Origin of the sequence: Mesorhizobium sp. B2-3-13 (assembly GCF_006442195.1) — a bacterium.
Lineage (GTDB): Bacteria > Pseudomonadota > Alphaproteobacteria > Rhizobiales > Rhizobiaceae > Mesorhizobium > Mesorhizobium salmacidum.
Genome location: NZ_VFVQ01000005.1, coordinates 202,174 through 219,421 on the forward strand (window position 1 = coordinate 202,174; position 17,248 = coordinate 219,421).

Below are 17,248 nucleotides of genomic sequence, written 5' to 3' on the forward strand. Positions count from 1 at the left end.
CTCATTCTAGCGGCGAATGCCGGCTCTTGTTTTGGCAGCCGCTCTTGTTTGGGCGTCGCCTCCCAAGCGAGCCTTGCGTGTTTTAAGGTCCGCAAGAGAGCATTCGGGCCGGATCGCAAAAAGAAGTCTTTTTCTGCCCATTGCTTCGTCGAAACCGAAGCGCGATCGATACCCTCTATTTCCGCCGGCTCCGTCAACGGAAGCGGCCTCGATGCCATGGCGCTCGGAACCGACGAGCGTCCCGTGCGGGAACTCGCTCCTGCAAAAGGACAGGAACCGACGCCGGCGGCCGGCGTTTTGCTGCCGCATGGACTTGCCGCACCGCGAAACCAGGGAGCGGTATTAGTGCCTGAAGGCTGCGGCTCGCGGGGGCAAGGCGGAGATGGATGCGATGAGTATTTTCTATCGGGCGGCCAAGATTGCGGAGCAGGCCCATGCATCGCAGCACGACAAGACAGGAGGCCCCTATATCGATCATTGCCGTCGGGTGGTCGACGCTGTCGAGACGATGGACCAGAAAGTCGTCGCCTATCTGCACGACGTTCTGGAAAAAGGCGAAGGCTGGAGCCGGACCAGGCTTGAAGAGGCGGGCTTTGGACCGACGATCGCCGCCGCGGTCGACGCCATGACGCGCAGAGACGGCGAGGACTATTTTACATTCGTGCGGCGGGCTGCATCGAACCCATTGGCGCTGCCGGTAAAACGGGCTGATCTGACCGACAATATCTGGCAATCGCGGCAGATCGGAGCACCCACGGCCAAATACGAAGAGGCGTTGCGCATTCTTGATGACGAGTTCACCAGGTGACAGGCGCCCGGATGCTGACGGCAATTGAGCCATGGTGTGCGGTATGCGCCGATGCCGTAGCCCGCGATTTCGGGCAAGACGTGTGGATTACGCGAGCCAGCCGGTTCGGTTATTTTCGTACAGATGTTTTATCGTGACACGCCGGGCGGGTGGTTTTATGAATCTGGAGATCGATCCGCGTCCGGCATGCCTTCTGGCGCAATGCCTGATCGCCTTCGGGACGCTTCGAGACCAAGGTGACGCCCATGCGGGAATTGCCGAAAGACATTGACGCCGATGTGGTGATCGAAATCAGCAGATTGCTGGACGACAGCGCGCTTTTCGTGCCTGTCCGGGTTCATGAACTCACAGCAAGGGTAAGGCAGAAAGTGAAGACGGGTTTGCCGGATCGTTCGATCGAAGAGCTGATCGTGGAAATGGCCTCCTTGCGTCGGTTGGCCATGGCCTTTGAGCTGCCCGGATCGGAGAATGTGGTGGAAATTCCACAGCGGCTCCTACGCTGACCGATCAAGGTCACGCGCTTCGTTCGGCAGTCAGGATAAGCGATGCCCGAACACCTGGGCGCCCGCGTCATTGCACACCTTTGATTTTGACCAGATCGCGATCCGGCATTTCGTCGCGAGCGACATCCATCAATAACAAACCTAGATGAGCAGCCTTGGGCTCAATTTGCGGTACTGCCCTCGTCAAAAAGCTGAATGCCCCGCACAGCAGCTTTCTTGGTGATCAAGCCTTTCAGATCGGCATCCGATCGCTCTGTGCCGGTCCGCTTCCGCAGGATCGCTATGGCGGCTTGCATCGACGGGAAAGGGCTGTCCTGCAACTCATCGAGAATGGCGTCCACCGACGTGGCGACATTGGTCGGTTCGGGATTTGTCGACATGGCCGTTCGTCCGTCCGACTCGCCGCCCATATCGGCGTGGCAGGTATTTAGAAGCGCTTGATTTGATGGCTTTTCACTGTACGATTTTTACCAAGTCGTGCCAAGATCATCACGCGCCTTGCCTGCGCACATAATCCGAAAACGGCTACCGAGGTGCGGCAGTCACGCGCCAGACGGTGTTTCCAACATCGTCCGCAATCAACAAAGCACCGGCCTTGTCGACAGCAACGCCCACGGGCCGCCCATGTGCCTTGTTGTCATTGTCAAGGAAACCGGTGACGACGTCCTGAGGCTTGCCGTCGGGATGACCTCCATTGAACGGTATGAAAACGACCTTGTAGCCGTTGAAGCGCTTTCGGTTCCAGCTGCCATGTTCGCCGACAAACGCGCCGTTGCGATAGGATTCGGGCAGATTGGTGCCGGTGTAAAATGCCAGGCCCAGGGGCGCGACATGAGAACTCAGTGCATAGTCTGGGGGGATCGCCTTGGCGACCAGGTCCGGCCGCCGCGGCATCACCCGCGGATCGACATGCTGACCATAGTAGCTGTATGGCCAGCCATAAAACGCGCCGTCCTTGACCGAAGTCATGTAGTCGGGAACCAGATTGGGACCGAGTTCGTCGCGCTCGTTGATAACGGCCCAAAGGGCTCCGCTCTGCGGCTCCCAGCTCAAACCGTTGGGATTGCGCAGCCCGCTTGCGAAAATGCGCGAACGGCCTGTCGCCCTGTCGACCTCCCAGATGGCGGCGCGGTCCTTCTCCGCCTGGATGCCGTTCTCCGTGATGTTGCTGTTGGAGCCGACCCCGACATAAAGCAGCGATCCGTCCGGGCTGGCGACGAGAGACTTGGTCCAGTGGTGATCGATCGGACCGCCGGGCAGCGGCGTAAGCACGGTGCCAGGGGCGGTGATCTTGGTATCGCCTGGCGTGTAGGGATAGCGCACGATGGCATCCGTGTTGGCCACATAGAGGTCGTTGCCGACCAGAGCCACGCCGAAGGGCGAATTGAGATGGTCGAGGAAGACGTTCTGGAGATCGGGCACACCATCGCCGTTCGTATCGCGCAGCAAGGTTATGCGGTTGCTTCCCTCGGTGCCGCCGCCTGACGTCGCCATGGACTCGATCCAGCCCATGATCAGGTCCTTCGGACGTTTGATAGCGGCGCCGGGCGGCGCCACGGACTCGACCACCAGAACGTCACCGTTCGGCAAGGTGTAGAGCGAGCGCGGATGCTTCAATCCCTTGGCGAATGCCTGGATCTGCAAACCCTTCGCAACCGTTGGTTTCTCGTCCTGTTTCCAGCCAATGATCGAAGCGACATGCATCGGCGGAACAAGATATTGCGTCGGTTCAGGCAGTGTCGGGTTCGGCCCGACCTGGCCGCTTGGGTCTGGGTCGTCGTCGCTACAGGCAGGCAATGCCAGAAGCGATCCGCACAGCAGACCTAACCCCACGGCACGCCGGATGTGTCTGTCGGAAACCTGCATGGCGCTCATTCGACCACCTCCCCGGGAGCGCGGCCCGTGCTCCATCGCAGCAGCCACACGAGAAGCAAGACGATCACGGCCGCTGCGGAGAGGATGAGCCCCGTCGGCACAACCGACGTCCAGGCATCACGGCTGTGCACCAGCGCGTTGAAGAACGAAAGGACAAGAACTACCAGGCTGCCGAGCAGATAGACCCAGCGCACTGGGAACATTCGACCGGTGAAGAGATCAACAAGGGCCGCAATTACCGCAAGCGCTCCCATCACCAGACCGGCTAACAACAGCCATGCGGAAAAATCGGTCCACATCATCTCCGCGGTCCGCCAATAGGCGAGGTCGGTCAGCAGCGTGCCGATGAAACAGGCATTGGCGATCGCCATTGGCGCCCGATAGATCGGGCGCCTGGTGACCACCGGCATCGATCGGGAATTGACCATGGATTTCTCCGCCCTGCTCCAGATAGCATCTGGGGCTCCAAACAAACCTGGAGTTGAGATGTTCCGGGAACAGTTTGCGTTCAAGGACTTGTGATTGCCTGACCGGTGTCGGCTATGAGCAGCGCCGGCGAGGTGCCGGCATGCGAAGGGACTACGGCTAACGTCGGCAACGTGACGGGGTAACGGCGCTCGGCCAGCGGCGGGAAGTTATGTTCTATCCCGAGAGTGCGATGCGCCAGGCTTGCGTGGCACCCCATCGGCGCAGACAAAGTTCAGCTTCGTACGTTTCTTACCAACAATTTGACCTTTGTTGTCGACCATCCCTTGATCACTAGATTGGCTAGGCGGCATCCCCATGCCGCAATGGCCGACGCGAGCTTAGGCAATGTGCCGTCAAACGGGCATTATCGCGTCGGCCATTCCCGCACCACAATCCGGCCTACCAACCCCGGCAATGGTGGCGGTCAGGTGGGCGGACGATCCTGCCTAGAAGGGTTCTTTGAACCGAGATCTCCGACCAGCCGACGGTATTGCAGTTCGGGAGGGCCGTAAGAGTCCCGTGCCAGCGTCATGAGACCTTTCCGATCCCGGATCGTGATTTCGCCGCGGCGGGCTCGGATGTAGCCATGGCTCTCGATTGTCTGAAGCCCCACGGTGACCCCCGGGCGCCTGACGCCCAGCATGACGGAAAGGAACTCGTGGGTTATCATAAGCCTGTCACCGACGGTCCGGTCGCTGCACATCAGAAGCCATCTCGCCAGCCGGACCTCAAGACTGTGCCGCGCGTTGATCGACGCGGTGTAGCTCGTCTGGATGTGGAGATACTGGACGTAGCGCAACAGGAACGGCCGTAAGGTAGGGCTGTCTTCCAAGGCTTCGACGAATGGCGCGGCGCTCATCCGCAGCGCTTCGCTCGTCGACTGGACGTAACAATCGAAGCTTGCCAGCTCGTCGCCCATGATCAGCGCCGAACCGGTCATGCCCTCAAAGCCGATTATTCCCACTTCTGCTTCCGCCGTCGCCGAAGCCTTGGCCACAACCGATGCGATGCCACTCTCCAAGAAATAGACCGCCTCGATCTTTTGGCCTTCGTTCTCCAACGGTGAGCGCAACTCCAGGAAAACACTCTTGAGATGTGGCCGCAGCCGCTCGAAATCGTCCGCGCTCATCCGGCGCAACAACTCGCTCCTGGCCTGCAGAACCTTGTGATCCACGAGATGCTCTCCACTTGGGCAAGAGCACTAGGATCTCTCGGCCGGCCGCGCCCCTCGAACGACGGTGGCAAAACATAGACTGTCCCACCCGGCCAGCACTAGGCGGGCGGGCGTGTCGGTATGAAACCGACAGTAGCTGCTGTGGACAAATCGCAGGTTTCGTCGGCTATCGATCCTTCGCCAGAAGGCGAGCTTCCCTGAGGATCGAGGAGCGGTCGAACCCTATCAACGATACTATGTCACGTATCTGCTGTTCGGTAGCGCCCGATTCCCGGGCAAGTGTACGCACGGCTTCGGCCGCTAGACCGGGGCGCTCAGGGTCTTTCGCCATGACATCCTAGCCTCACCCTGGGCAGGAGCGCGATGGTCGCTCCCAAGCGTCAATGCCCATACTGTGCTGCTGACGACCCCCTTTTTGTACGCCTTCGGACTGAACTTGGCGAATCAATTCGAACCGAGCCCGTTCTGGCGGTTTAACCGTGCCTGGTTGTCTTCGCCCAGAAGCTCTTTGCAGATGACATTCGCCGATTTTCAATCGGCATCAGCTCGGTGTGCAGTTCTGCTCCGAGGTGACGCGAATTTCGGACTGCAATGTCAGCCGGTCTCGGCAATATTCAGCACGGCGTCGATCTCGGCCATCACTGCTGCCGGCAGTGGCCCTTTTTCCAGCGCACCGAGATTGTCCTCGACCTGCTCGGGCCGCGTGAAACCGGGAACCGGCAAGGCAATTGCCGACTTGGCGAGGATCCAGCCGAGCGCGCCCTGGGCAAGCGTGCGTCCGCCCGAGGTGAGCAAGTCGCGGATTGCCGCGAGCCTTGACAGATAGTGCGGGTTGGCGGCGCCATCCCTGAAAAACACCATCCATTCGGCATTCCCGCCGCGCACGTCATCGGCGGGCAGCTTCATGGCCGGCGTGTATTTGCCGGTGAGCAGCCCCATTGCCAGGGGCAGCCGGCTGAACGAGACGAGGTCCTCGCGCGCCGCAACGGCCATCAGCTCGTTTGCCGGGGTAAATACATTGAAGTCATTCTCCACAGCCACGAAACCCTCGCGCGGCGCGTAGGCGGCAAGCCGTTCGTGGTGATCGGTGCTCCAGCCGAAGCCGCCGATCTTGCCCTCCTGGTGCAGCAGGCCGAGCGTATCGAACACCTCGCCGGCGCGCTCGATCGGGTACTCGTTGATGTGCAGCAGCGCGACGTCGATACAATCGCGCTTCACCCGCTGCCGCGAATTGTCGATCGAAGTCCGGATCGCCGCGGCAGAGGCATCCTCGGGAGCGATCTTGCGCGTTTCGGGATCGCCGAAATAGCCGACCTTGGTGACGATGACCGCTTCGTCCTTGCCCTTCAACGCCCGCCCAAGGATCAGCTCGGCATTGCCGGCGCCGTAGGCGGCAGCCGTGTCGAACACCCGCGCGCCGATGTCATAGGCCATCGCCAACGCGGCTTGCGACCTGACGTCGTCGACCTCGCCATAGATGGTCGCCGTGTCATGCCAGCGCGCCGCGCCACCCGCCGCCCAGGTGCCGATGCCGATGCGCGGTACGCCATCCCAAAGCTTCATCATCTGCATGCCCGCCTCCATTGGCTCAACGACGCAGGCCGGCGTAGCGGGCACGCTCGGGGATTTCTTCGCGAGAAATGCCGGCATCCGCCAGCGTGCTGTCAGGGACATGCCGCAAGCTCGCAAGCGTCTGGCGATAGGCAAGCCAGCGGGCGAAGCGGTGTCGAAATTCATGCAACATGATCGTCTCCTTTGGCGCGCGGAATATCCCTCGCGCGTGGTTGATCGAAAGCGCAAAGCATCCGCGCCAAGCGCCTGCGCGATCGAAAGGGTTGCGCTGGCTTCTTGGCCAGCCGAGGCGCTTCTCACTGTTCCGCCAGGCAGGATTGTCCAACACTTCCAATGCCCACATACTTGCGTGCGACGCCCGCTTCGCGCTACAGCCACGGTCGCAAGGAGTTTTTCATTTCTGCAAAATGGATATCGGCTGGGACGATCTGAGGTTATTTCTAGACGTTGCGCGGCTTGGTGGCTTGAGCGCGGCGACGGCAACCACGCGCCTCAGCGCGGCCACCCTTGGACGACGCGTCACCGCGCTCGAAAAGCAGATCGGCGAACCGCTGTTCGTGCGTCAGCAGACCGGCTACCGGCTGACCCCGGTCGGTGAAGAACTGCTGCGGCGCGCCGAAGATGTCGAGGCAGCGATGCAGTCGCTGACCCGCTGGCGGGAGGGAAGCCTGCCTGACCGCATTGTCCGCGTCTCGGCCGGGCCATGGACCTCGGCCTTCGTTTGCGCCCATATCGGCGATATCTGGACGGTCGATGACGGCATAAGGGTGGAGTTCGTCACCACCACCGACAGGGTCGACATCGGACGCCGTGCCGCCGACATCGGCATCCGCAGCGAGCGCCCGACCGAACAGTGGTTGGCCGGCCGTCAGAGCGGCAAGGTCGCCCACGCCATTTATTCCGGACGCCAGCTGATCAACGGCATCGCCGCCGGCTTGTTTGTCGGCGTCACCGGCGAAGGAGCAAACATTGCTTCGGCGCGCTGGCTGCAAGCCCATCATGGCGACCGCATCGCCGTGCGCGGCAACAACAGCCATTCGGTACGCGAACTGGTGGCCGCCGGCGCCGGCCTTTCGATTTTTCCGTGCTTCGTGGGTGACAGCGATCCGCGGCTGGTTCGCGTCGCTCAGCCTATCGCCGAACTCGAAACCGACCAATGGATCGTTACCCATCACGAGGAACGTCACTCCCCGCCGATACGAAAAGTCGCCGACCGGATTACCGCCTTGATGCGGGCGCACCAGCCGCTGTTTCGCGGCAAGACGCCGATCCGGTAAGGCCAGCACGATGCCTCGGCCGCAGGAAGCCGTCAGGGTCTTGCGCTTCGCGATGTCTTCCCAGGCGTCATTTGCAGCACAATAGACAGCACAAAATGCGCGATCGCGTGGGATTTCGACATGCGCGGCCGGATTAGACAGTAAATTCAATTAATTAACGGAAATCCGATGGTACCGTTGGCTGGGATCGAACCAGCGACCTCCGGATCCACAATCCGGCGCTCTAACCATCTGAGCTACAACGGCACGTCTTAACGTTGGTAGCGGGATCGAGGTGGAAGGTTCATTCTCCGCGATCCGCTCTGTCGTTCGGCGATGCGTCCTTACGGGCTTATGAATTCTAATTCAAGGCTTTTGCAAAGCAAAGGCCACTTCCCCACAGCGGTGCACCTTTCGCCGGGCAAAGAAAAAGGCCGGCGGGAGGAGGTGCCGGCCTTTTCCTGTTACGAGCCAGCGGGAGGAGGTGCTGGCTGGTCACCCCGGAGGTGAAGGGAGGAGGTTCCACCCGCCGGGTATTCGCTTGACCGTCACTATCTCACATCTATTTGTCCGACAAAATGCGACCTTTTGTTGCATCCGCGGACGATGCGCAATTATTAGGCGGCCTTGATTTCCTTGATCGCCTTCTCGAAGGCGGTCTTGATCGGCTTCGAGACATCCTCGGCCGCCTTGGAGGCAACAGCCTGGAAGTCCTTGGCCTGCTCGACGGTCAGCTCGACGCGCTTGCGCAGGAAGGCGGTCTGCAGCTCGACGACTTCCGACAGCGACTTGGCGCCGATCAGGGCTTCGAGATGCGAGAAGCCGGCCTCGGCGTTGGCGCGCAGCGCCGCGATGGTCTTGAGCGACAGATCGCTGGAAACAGTCTTGGCGGTTTCATAGCTCGACTCCAGAGCCTTCTGGGTCTCCTCGGCGCCGGTCTTGAGCTTGGCGTAGGCCTCTTTCGACTGCTCAACGCCCTTTTCGGCGAAAGCGCGCATCTGGTCGGTGGCCTTGGAAGCGTCGAAGCTCGGGAATTCAACGTTTTCGATGGTCTCGGAAGTCTTGGTCCTGGACATTTTCCATCCTTTTCAGCGGCAGCGGCTTTGACAGAAAGCCGTCTCGTTCGTGTATGACGGCAATATAAAGGCAATTTTTGTGCATTGCAATATCATTGTTGCAGTGCACAAAAAAATATTTTCGGCCGTTAACCAAACAGCCAAAATTCAGCCTTTGCACGTTCTGGCTTGTGGACCTTCGTGGCTGCGGCTTTTATTAACAAAGCGTTAACTGCAAATTCGCCGCTCCGTGAGGGTTCGCCAAGCGCATGCCGTCCGAATATTCCTTCCTTGACGTCGCCGTACTCGACGCGGTCCGCCAGCGGTTTGCCGCCGGCGACGCGATCGCGATCCTGTCGGTGGACCTCGAGCAGGTGATCTGGGCCAATGGGCCGGGCGCCGCCATCTTCGGTTATCCCGATATCGAAGCGATCATCGGCGCCTCGGCGCGGCTGCCGCTGATCGCGCGCCGTCAGATCATGGCGACCAGCAGCTTCCCGCAGATCGGCAGCGATCGCTCGATCACGGTGCGCCTGGCGACCGGCGTGACCAGCCGCGCCGTCGGCTTTCTTGCCAGTGCCGTGACGCTGCCCGATGGCGAGAATGCCATCATGCTGGCCGTGCCGGCGGCGCAGACCGGCTCGCGCAGTGCGGCCGAGATCGCCAGCCGGGCGATCAGTGGCTTGACCGAAGACGGCCATTTCATTGCCTTCATCGATGCCAAGGGCAATATCGAGTCCGCCTCGGAGGGATTTTCGGCGCTCGGCATCCAGCCCGCGACACTGGCGGCCCTGGTGGCCGACGTTGCGGCAGAGGGCGAGCGCATCGTCAAGCGCCTCGTTCCGGGCGGCAGGACCTCCTACCCGGCGGGCCTCGCCCGGCTGACGCCGGAGCGGCATCTATTGGTGGTGATCGACGAGGATCAACTGGAGGACAGCGCATCTGGCGCGGCGGCTTCGGCGGACGGCTTGCCCGCGGCAACGGAAAACCCTGCCAAGGAGATTGGCGGCACAATGGAGGCGGCGGAAACCGCCGCTGTAGAATCCGGGTCTCGGCAGGACAAACAGCCGACAGCCGATGTTTCGCGGACAGAGGCGGTCGAACAGCCGACGGCGGCCAAAATGGAACAGGAGCCCGCCCCTTCCGAGCCCGTCGCTGGCGATATGCCGAAACGGGCAAAGCGGGAGATCGAGGAGCCGGCCGCGCCGGCACCGGTCGCCGCCGACAATGACCAACCGGCGGGCACGCCGGCACAGCACGATCATTGGTATTTCAATGCCGGAGAAGACGACGCGGAACCGAAAAGCGTGGCCGAGGCGGCCGGCACCGAGGCTTCGGCGGACAGCGTGAAGCAGGACGAGGTCGCCTCCCCGGCAGCTCCGATTACAGCTTCGGCCACCCGGACGATAGACCGCTCGGCGGCACCGATACGTTTTGTCTGGCGTACCGACGCCGAGGGCAAGTTCAGCGCGCTGTCACCGGAATTCGCCGATGTCGTCGGTCATCCGGCCGCCGACGTGATCGGCCGACGCTTCAGGGATGTCGCGGCGGCTTTCGGCCTTGATGCGTCCGGCGAGATCGCCGGCCTGCTGGAGCGGCGCGACACCTGGTCCGGCCGCTCGGTGCTGTGGCCCGTCGTCGGCACCGACCTGAAGGTCCCGGTCGACCTGGCGGCATTGCCCGTCTATGGCCGCAGCCGCGCCTTCGAAGGCTTCCGCGGCTTCGGCGTCGCGCGAACCGGGGATGCGGTCGTCGATCCGGAAGCGATCGGCATGGCATTGGTGCCCAATGGCGAGATGCCGGGGGCACAGAAACCGGAGGCCGTGGAGACACTGCCTGAGGAGCCGAAGGCTGAAGAGCCAAAGGCATCGGATCCGTTCAAGGGCGAAGTGCCGGCGCTGACGATAGTACCCAAACCGGAGCGGCGCTTCGCCGACAAGGTCATCCGGCTGGCCGAACACCGGCAGCCGGCCAACGACAAGGGGCTGTCAACGCTGGAGCGCAGCGCGTTCCGCGAGATCGGCGAGCGTCTGAAGAAAGAAAGTTCCACGGCAGAGCCGCCGGCGGCCAAACCAGCCGAGCCGGCAAGGCAAGCGGAACCAGGTGCCGGAACAGGCTCTTTGCCGGAGCCGCACGACGCGACCAAACCCGCGACCGATACGAAACCGCCGGTGGACATCGCCACCCCGGATGCCGAGCCAACAAATTCGACCCAGGAACCGGTGACCGGCCCGGCGCATGAGATGGCAGCGCCCGATACTGAAGACGAGCTGGGTGCGGGCGAACCTTCCCCGGGCGATGCCGAGGATCAGAGGGATCTGGCGCGGCTCGACGGTGCGCAGCCGGACCAGGTCGAACAACAGGCGCCGAGCTCCGAATCCCCGCCGCCGAGGGCTTCGGGCTCCCTGCTCGACTATGCCGATAAGGAGGACGAGCCTGCCCATACCGCCGACGGCAGCGACGAGGCGTCAGCGCCCGAGGCACAGGAGATAATCGGGGATGGCGAGGCGGCAGCGCAGGCAGGACCTGCCAAGGCACCGCCGGCCGATGACGACAGCATGACGTCAGACGATTTTCGCGACGCCGAGGACGATGAGGACTGGGCCGGCGAGCAAGCGACTGCATCCGGCGAGGAAACGATTGCGACCACCGGCGGAACCGGCGGCAGGCATGAGGCGACCGAGACATTTGCCGAGCGGCCGCGCCTGCAGGTGCCGCCGCTCAAAACCGAAGGGTTCATGCCGTCGGCTTTTTCCGCCGGCACCGAAAACAAGACGCCGGATACATCGCTGCTCGGCAAGCTGCCGGTGCCGCTCATCATCCATTCGGGCGACCAATTGCACTATGCAAACGAGGAATTCCTCGACCTGACCGGGTACGCTACACTGGAGGACCTGGAGGATGCGGGCGGCCTCGGCGCTCTGTTCGCCGACCCTTATGCCGATGACGACGCCTCCGACGGCAGCGACCGGGCGCTGCGGCTGAAGACGCGCGATGGACAGGAATTCCCTATCGACGCCATCCTGCGCTCCGTGCCCTGGCGCGACGGCAAGGCCCTGATGCTGGTCGTGCGCCGCTCCGGCGAGGATGATGCGCCTGCGGCCCTGCACGTGATCGGCGAGGAGCCAACGCAGCCCGATATTTCAGAGCTCAAGGCACGCATCGCCGAGATGCGCACCATCATCGACACCGCCACAGACGGGGTCGTGCTGATCGGCAGCGACGGCACCATCCGTTCGATCAGCCGCCCGGCCGAAGCGCTGTTCGGTTTCGACAGCGACGAGGTGACCGGCAAGCCGTTCGCCTCGCTGTTTGCGATCGAGAGCCAGCGCGCGGCGCGCGACTATCTCACCGGCCTGTTGGAGCCTGGCGTGGCGAGCGTCTTGAATGATGGCCGCGAGGTGATCGGCCGCGAAGCACAGGGGCGCTTCATCCCGCTGTTCATGACCATCGGCCGGCTGCCCAACGACAGCGGCTTCTGCGCCGTGGTGCGCGACATCACGCAGTGGAAGCGAGCCGAGGAGGACCTCACCCAGGCGCGTGCAGTGGCCGAACGCGCTTCCTCGCAGAAGACCGATTTCCTCGCCCGCATCAGCCACGAGATTCGCACGCCGCTCAACGCCATCATCGGTTTTTCCGAACTGATGGTCGACGAGAAGTTCGGGCCGGTCGCCAATGACCGCTACCGCGACTATCTGCGCGACATCAACCGCTCGGGCAACCACGTGCTCGATCTGGTCAATGACCTCCTGGACATCTCGAAGATCGAGGCCGGCCAGCAGGAAATGGCTTATGAGGCGGTGTCGCTCAACGATACGCTGGCCGAAACCGTGGCGATGATGCAGCCGCAGGCCAACCGCGAACGGGTCATCATCCGCTCCAGCTTCGCCTCGCGGCTGCCGGAAGTGGTGGCCGACCTGCGCAGCGTGCGCCAGATCGCGCTCAACATCCTGTCCAACGCCGTCCGCTATACCCAGGCCGGCGGCCAGGTGATCGTCTCGACCGCCTACGAGACCTCGGGTGATGTCGTCATGCGGGTGCGTGACACCGGCATCGGCATGAGCCAGTCCGAGATCGAGCAGGCGCTGAAGCCGTTCAAGCAAATCAACGCCCTGAAGCGCGGGCGCGGCGACGGCACCGGCCTTGGCCTGCCGCTGACCAAGGCGATGGTGGAAGCCAACCGTGCCCGCTTCACCATCAATTCGACGCCCGGCGAAGGCACGCTGGTGGAGGTTGCGTTCCCCTCGACCCGGGTGCTGGCGGAATAACAAGCCCAAAAGAAAAGGCGTCCAAAGGACGCCTTAAGAGATGAGATTGCTGTCACAACGGGGGCTTGAGCTGAATTCAGATCCTCGGGGGCTGAGGAACGGGATTTCTCCCTCAAGTTACATCCGACTATCGACGCCGGGCCTTAACAAGTCCTTACCGGGTCGCCAAAAAATTTACGAATGTGTACCACTCGTGAAATCTAGGTAAATTCGCGCGACATATTTCGTTAACCATGCCGGTCACTCGGCGAGTTGCGGCAGGTTCCTGAACAGTTCCAGCGCTTCCGGGTTGGCGAGCGCTTCCCTATTTTTGATGGCACGGCCGTGCACGACGTCGCGCACGGCGAGTTCGGTGATTTTGCCCGACTTGGTGCGGGGGATATCCGATACGGCGACGATCCTGGCCGGAACGTGGCGAGGGCTGGCGCCGCTGCGTATCTTGGCGCGGATGCGTTTTTCCAGGTCTTCGTCCAATTGGACACCCGCGGCCAGCCGCACGAACAGCACGACGCGCACGTCATTGTCGAAATCCTGGCCGATGCACAGCGCTTCCAGGATTTCCGGCATCTGTTCGACCTGATTGTAGATTTCCGCCGTGCCGATGCGCACGCCACCTGGATTGAGCGTCGCGTCCGAGCGGCCGTGGATGACCATGCCACCATGATCGGTCCATTCGGCGAAATCGCCATGACACCAGACATTGTCGAAACGCTCGAAATAGGCCGCCTGGTATTTCTTGCCGTCGGGATCGTTCCAGAAGCCGATCGGCATGGACGGGAAAGCCCTGGTGCAAACCAGTTCTCCCTTCTCCTGCCTGACCGGCTTGCCGTCATCGTCCCAGACATCGACGGCGAGGCCGAGGCCCGGCCCCTGTATCTCCCCGGTCCAGACCGGCTCGATCGGCACGCCGAGGACGAAGCAGGAGACGATGTCCGTGCCTCCGGAAACCGAGGCCAGATGCACGTCCTTCTTGATGCCGTCATAGACGAAGCGGAAATCCTCGGGCGAAAGCGGCGACCCGGTGGAGGAGATGGCGCGCACCGTCGACAGATCATGGCTGCGGATCGGCTTGAGGCCGGCCTTGCGCACGGAATCGATGAACTTGGCCGACGTGCCGAAGAAGGTCATCTTCTCGGCATCGGCGAAATCGAACAGCACGTTGCCGTCGGGGTGGAAGGGAGAGCCGTCATAAAGCAGCAGCGTGGCGCCGGAGGCCAGACCCGATACCAGCCAGTTCCACATCATCCAGCCGCAGGTGGTGAAATAGAAGAAGCGGTCGCCGTCGCCGAGGCCGGCATGCAGCCGGTGTTCCTTGACATGCTGGATCAGCGTGCCGCCGGCCGAATGGACGATGCATTTGGGAATGCCGGTGGTGCCGGACGAAAACAGGATGTAGAGCGGATGCGAAAATGGCAGCCGCTCGAAGATGACGGGTTTGACGGCGAAGGGCGACAGCGCCTCCCCCATCGCCACCGCCTTGTCGATGGTATCAGCAACATCGGCGGAGGTGCCGAGATAGTCGACGAGCAGGACCTTGCGGACGCTGCCGAGCTTGGCCGCGACCGCCTTGACCTTGTCGGCGACCTCGATCGCCTTGCCATTGTACCAATAGCCGTCCGGCGCGATGAAGATGACAGGTTCGATCTGGCCGAACCGGTCGAGCACGCCCTGCTCGCCGAAATCGGGAGAACAGGATGACCACACCGCACCGATCGAGGCGGCGGCCAGCATGGCGGCGACGGCTTCGGGCATGTTGGGTATCATCGCAGCGATACGGTCACCCTTCCTTACCTTGAGCGACAGGAAGAGCTGCTGCAGGCGCGAGACCAGGCCGTGCAGTTCGTTCCACGACAGCCGCCTCTCGACCTTGTCCTCGCCGCGGAAGACGATTGCCTCGCCGGCACCGGTTTTTTTCAGAAGGTTTTCGGCGAAATTCAGCGACGCGTCGGGGAAGAAAGAAGCGCCGGGCATCTTCTCGCCATCGAGCAGCAGTCGTTCGCCCTTGTCGCCTTCAAGACCGCAGAAATCCCAGACAAGATCCCAGAAAGATTCCCGGTTCTCGACCGACCAGCGGTGAAGGTCGGCGTAGGATGAAAATGGACTGCCGGTATTCGCTGCCGCAACCTTCATGAAGACGGTCAAGGGCGAGGCATCAATCCGGTCTTGCGTCGGGGTCCAGAGCGGTACTTCGCCAGCCATGATCGATCCTCCCAAGGTCGTCATCGCTTATGCATATCGCAGCGCAGCAGAGCAAGATTTTGTTGGGCTGACGCGGTCAGGTGTGCGCAAATGCCATCGCCGGGCCATTAAGACTTGAAATGCGTCAGCCCTAAGTCGTAGTGACGACAGGGGTTACACCCGTCGGACGATCGTTTTTGTCGGAATGGAAGCATACGGGGCTATATGCCATCATCCTTGATCCGCCGCGGAGTATGGGCGATCGGCGCTGCCGCGATCGTCATCGCTCTGGTGGTCGCGGCCCTGCCGCTGATTGCCTCGACGCGGATCGTGCGTGACCGCATCGCCTGGGAATTGAGCGCCTGGAGCGGCTTTCGGGTTGCCATCGAGGGGTCGCCGCGCATCGAGGTCTGGCCGAAATTCCGCGCGATCCTGACCGATGTGACGCTGTCGAAGTGGACGGATGCCGATGCGCCGCCCGTCGTCGAAGCCGAACGGGTCGAGGTCGACCTCTCGGCCATGGCGGCGTTGCAGGGCGATGTGGTGTTTTCCACGGCACGGCTGGTGCGGCCGACGATCCGGGTGCAGCGCACGGCGGGCGGGCTATTCCTGCCCACGGCGCCGACCGGCGGGCGCATCGCGCGCTCCATCGACGCGGCCCGTGGCCTGGTCAACGCGGACCCCGCCAAGCCCGACCTGGACAAGCTGCCGGACGACACTTTCGGAACCGTGGAGTTCAGGGATGGCCGCATGGTGGCGTCCGTCAAAGGCAAGGATGTGGAGATCCTGAGCAGTCTTAGCGGCCAGGCTACTTGGGCGGCGATGAACAGCAATGCGACATTGTCCGCGACCGGGATCTGGCGCGGCGAAAGCGTGACCGTGGATGCCGCCTCGCCGAGACCCCTGGTGCTGTTTGCCGGGGGCATGGCACCCCTCACTTTGTCCTTCAAGGCAGCGCCCGCCACCTTCTCCTTCGACGGCACGGCCAACATGTCCGAAAAAGCCTATTTCGATGGCCAGGTGAAATTCGCGGCGCCCTCGCTGCGCCGCGTGCTGGAATGGTCGCAGGCCGGCATCGCGCCGAGCGCGGCGATCGGCTCGGTCAGCATTTCGAGCAAGGTCACGGGGTCGGCCGGCCGCGTCAAATTTGAAAACACGGCGCTGGCGCTGGACAACAACCCGGGCATGGGCGCGCTGGACCTGTCGCTTGGCGAGACGCAACCGGTGATCTCGGGCACACTTGCCTTCGACACGCTCGACCTCAGGTCGTTTCTGTCCGCCTTCACGTCGCTGGGACCGGCGAGCAGCGGCGAGCCGGGTCAGGTCGACACGAGTTTCGCCGATCGGGTCAATCTAGATCTCAGGCTGTCGGCGGCCCGTGCCACGGCGGGGAGTATCCAGCTTGCCGATGTCGCGGCCACCGCCCAGGTCAAGGACGGTCTTTCCGTCTTCGACATCTCCGACGCCTCGGCTTTTGGCGGCAACATCCAGACCAGCCTTCGTTTCGACCGTAAACCCGAGGGCACCCAGGTCGAAATCCGGCTGCTGGCCTCCGACGTCGATGGTGGCGCGTTCGGTACCGCGGCCGGGATGACCCGGCTGGTGCCGGTCGGCACCGGCACCGTTTCGGTCATCCTCAAGGGACCGGGAAGGACCTGGGATTCGATCTTTGAAAACGCCGACGGCTCGGTCTCGGCGACCTTCGGCCCTGGCGCGCTCAGCAAGTTCAACCTGCCGGCCTTTCTCAAGCATACCGAACAAGGCGGCTTCTTCGCGCTCGACGATGTCTCGGACGGGACGCTGCCCATTGATGGCGCCGAAGTGAAGGCAACCATTTCGAGAGGCGTGGCGAGACTCGACAAGGCGGAGGCCAATTCGGCGAAATACAAGATCTGGGTTTCCGGCATCGCATCCTACGCAGGACGCGGGCTGGCGCTGTCGGGCGGCGTCATCCAGCCGGATCAGCCAACGCAAAAGAACGGCCAGCAGGGGCCCAACCAGTCGTCGTTTTTCGTCGGCGGAACGTGGAGCACGCCGTTCATTTCACCCATCAGCCGTGGCGTTTCGGGCGAATAACGCCTTGCGCCCGAA

The 17,248-nt window shown here is 62.5% G+C and carries 13 protein-coding genes and 1 tRNA gene; 5 read left to right on the forward strand and 9 right to left on the reverse strand.

The features are described from left to right. Nucleotides 1–391 precede the first annotated feature (391 nt). Both FJ941_RS08380 and FJ941_RS08385 read left to right on the forward strand, forming a co-directional pair. Nucleotides 392–808: an HD domain-containing protein gene (locus tag FJ941_RS08380; protein WP_140504667.1), complete on the forward strand. Its 417-nt coding sequence runs from the start codon at nucleotides 392–394 to the stop codon at nucleotides 806–808. 245 nt (nucleotides 809–1,053) lie between these two features. Further along, entirely contained in the window at nucleotides 1,054–1,311 is a 258-nt protein-coding gene (locus FJ941_RS08385; protein WP_140504669.1) for a hypothetical protein, read from the forward strand. A gap of 161 nt (nucleotides 1,312–1,472) precedes the next feature. Here FJ941_RS08385 and FJ941_RS08390 read toward each other — a convergent pair whose 3' ends face one another. From FJ941_RS08390 to FJ941_RS08415, 6 genes are all read right to left on the reverse strand, one after another. Continuing rightward, a complete protein-coding gene (locus tag FJ941_RS08390; RefSeq protein WP_140504671.1) occupies nucleotides 1,473–1,691 on the reverse strand; it encodes a hypothetical protein in 219 nt (72 codons plus the stop codon). Between the two features lie 145 nt (nucleotides 1,692–1,836). Next, nucleotides 1,837–3,186 (reverse strand): sorbosone dehydrogenase family protein, encoded by a 1,350-nt coding sequence (locus FJ941_RS08395; protein ID WP_181169747.1) that lies wholly within the window; start codon nucleotides 3,184–3,186, stop codon nucleotides 1,837–1,839. Continuing rightward, entirely contained in the window at nucleotides 3,183–3,614 is a 432-nt protein-coding gene (locus tag FJ941_RS08400; protein WP_051442742.1) for a DUF2231 domain-containing protein, read from the reverse strand. The genes FJ941_RS08395 and FJ941_RS08400 overlap by 4 nt, the downstream gene beginning before the upstream one ends. A gap of 464 nt (nucleotides 3,615–4,078) precedes the next feature. Next, a complete protein-coding gene (locus FJ941_RS08405; RefSeq protein ID WP_246672683.1) occupies nucleotides 4,079–4,783 on the reverse strand; it encodes a Crp/Fnr family transcriptional regulator in 705 nt (234 codons plus the stop codon). A gap of 639 nt (nucleotides 4,784–5,422) precedes the next feature. Further along, on the reverse strand, nucleotides 5,423–6,400 hold the full coding sequence (locus FJ941_RS08410) for an aldo/keto reductase (protein ID WP_246673746.1): 978 nt from the start codon (nucleotides 6,398–6,400) through the stop codon (nucleotides 5,423–5,425). 16 nt (nucleotides 6,401–6,416) lie between these two features. Beyond that, nucleotides 6,417–6,572, reverse strand: a complete 156-nt coding sequence (locus FJ941_RS08415; RefSeq protein ID WP_140504675.1) for a DUF1127 domain-containing protein — start codon at nucleotides 6,570–6,572, stop codon at nucleotides 6,417–6,419. Between the two features lie 235 nt (nucleotides 6,573–6,807). Here FJ941_RS08415 and FJ941_RS08420 point away from each other — a divergent pair, with 235 nt between their 5' ends. Continuing rightward, nucleotides 6,808–7,677, forward strand: coding sequence for a LysR family transcriptional regulator (locus FJ941_RS08420; protein WP_181169748.1), 870 nt, complete (start codon nucleotides 6,808–6,810; stop codon nucleotides 7,675–7,677). A gap of 169 nt (nucleotides 7,678–7,846) precedes the next feature. On the opposite strand, the gene FJ941_RS08425 is transcribed toward FJ941_RS08420, so the two are convergent. Beyond that, nucleotides 7,847–7,923, reverse strand: a tRNA-His gene (locus FJ941_RS08425). 350 nt (nucleotides 7,924–8,273) lie between these two features. Then, nucleotides 8,274–8,732, reverse strand: coding sequence for a phasin (locus FJ941_RS08430; RefSeq protein ID WP_140504678.1), 459 nt, complete (start codon nucleotides 8,730–8,732; stop codon nucleotides 8,274–8,276). 248 nt (nucleotides 8,733–8,980) lie between these two features. Here FJ941_RS08430 and FJ941_RS08435 point away from each other — a divergent pair, with 248 nt between their 5' ends. Beyond that, on the forward strand, nucleotides 8,981–12,979 hold the full coding sequence (locus FJ941_RS08435) for a PAS domain S-box protein (protein ID WP_140504680.1): 3,999 nt from the start codon (nucleotides 8,981–8,983) through the stop codon (nucleotides 12,977–12,979). A gap of 240 nt (nucleotides 12,980–13,219) precedes the next feature. Here the strand turns inward: FJ941_RS08435 and FJ941_RS08440 are convergent, their stop codons facing one another. Further along, nucleotides 13,220–15,178, reverse strand: coding sequence for an acetoacetate--CoA ligase (locus FJ941_RS08440; RefSeq protein WP_140504682.1), 1,959 nt, complete (start codon nucleotides 15,176–15,178; stop codon nucleotides 13,220–13,222). 204 nt (nucleotides 15,179–15,382) lie between these two features. Here FJ941_RS08440 and FJ941_RS08445 point away from each other — a divergent pair, with 204 nt between their 5' ends. Next, a complete protein-coding gene (locus FJ941_RS08445; RefSeq protein WP_140504684.1) occupies nucleotides 15,383–17,233 on the forward strand; it encodes an AsmA family protein in 1,851 nt (616 codons plus the stop codon). The last annotated feature ends 15 nt before the right edge of the window (nucleotides 17,234–17,248 follow it).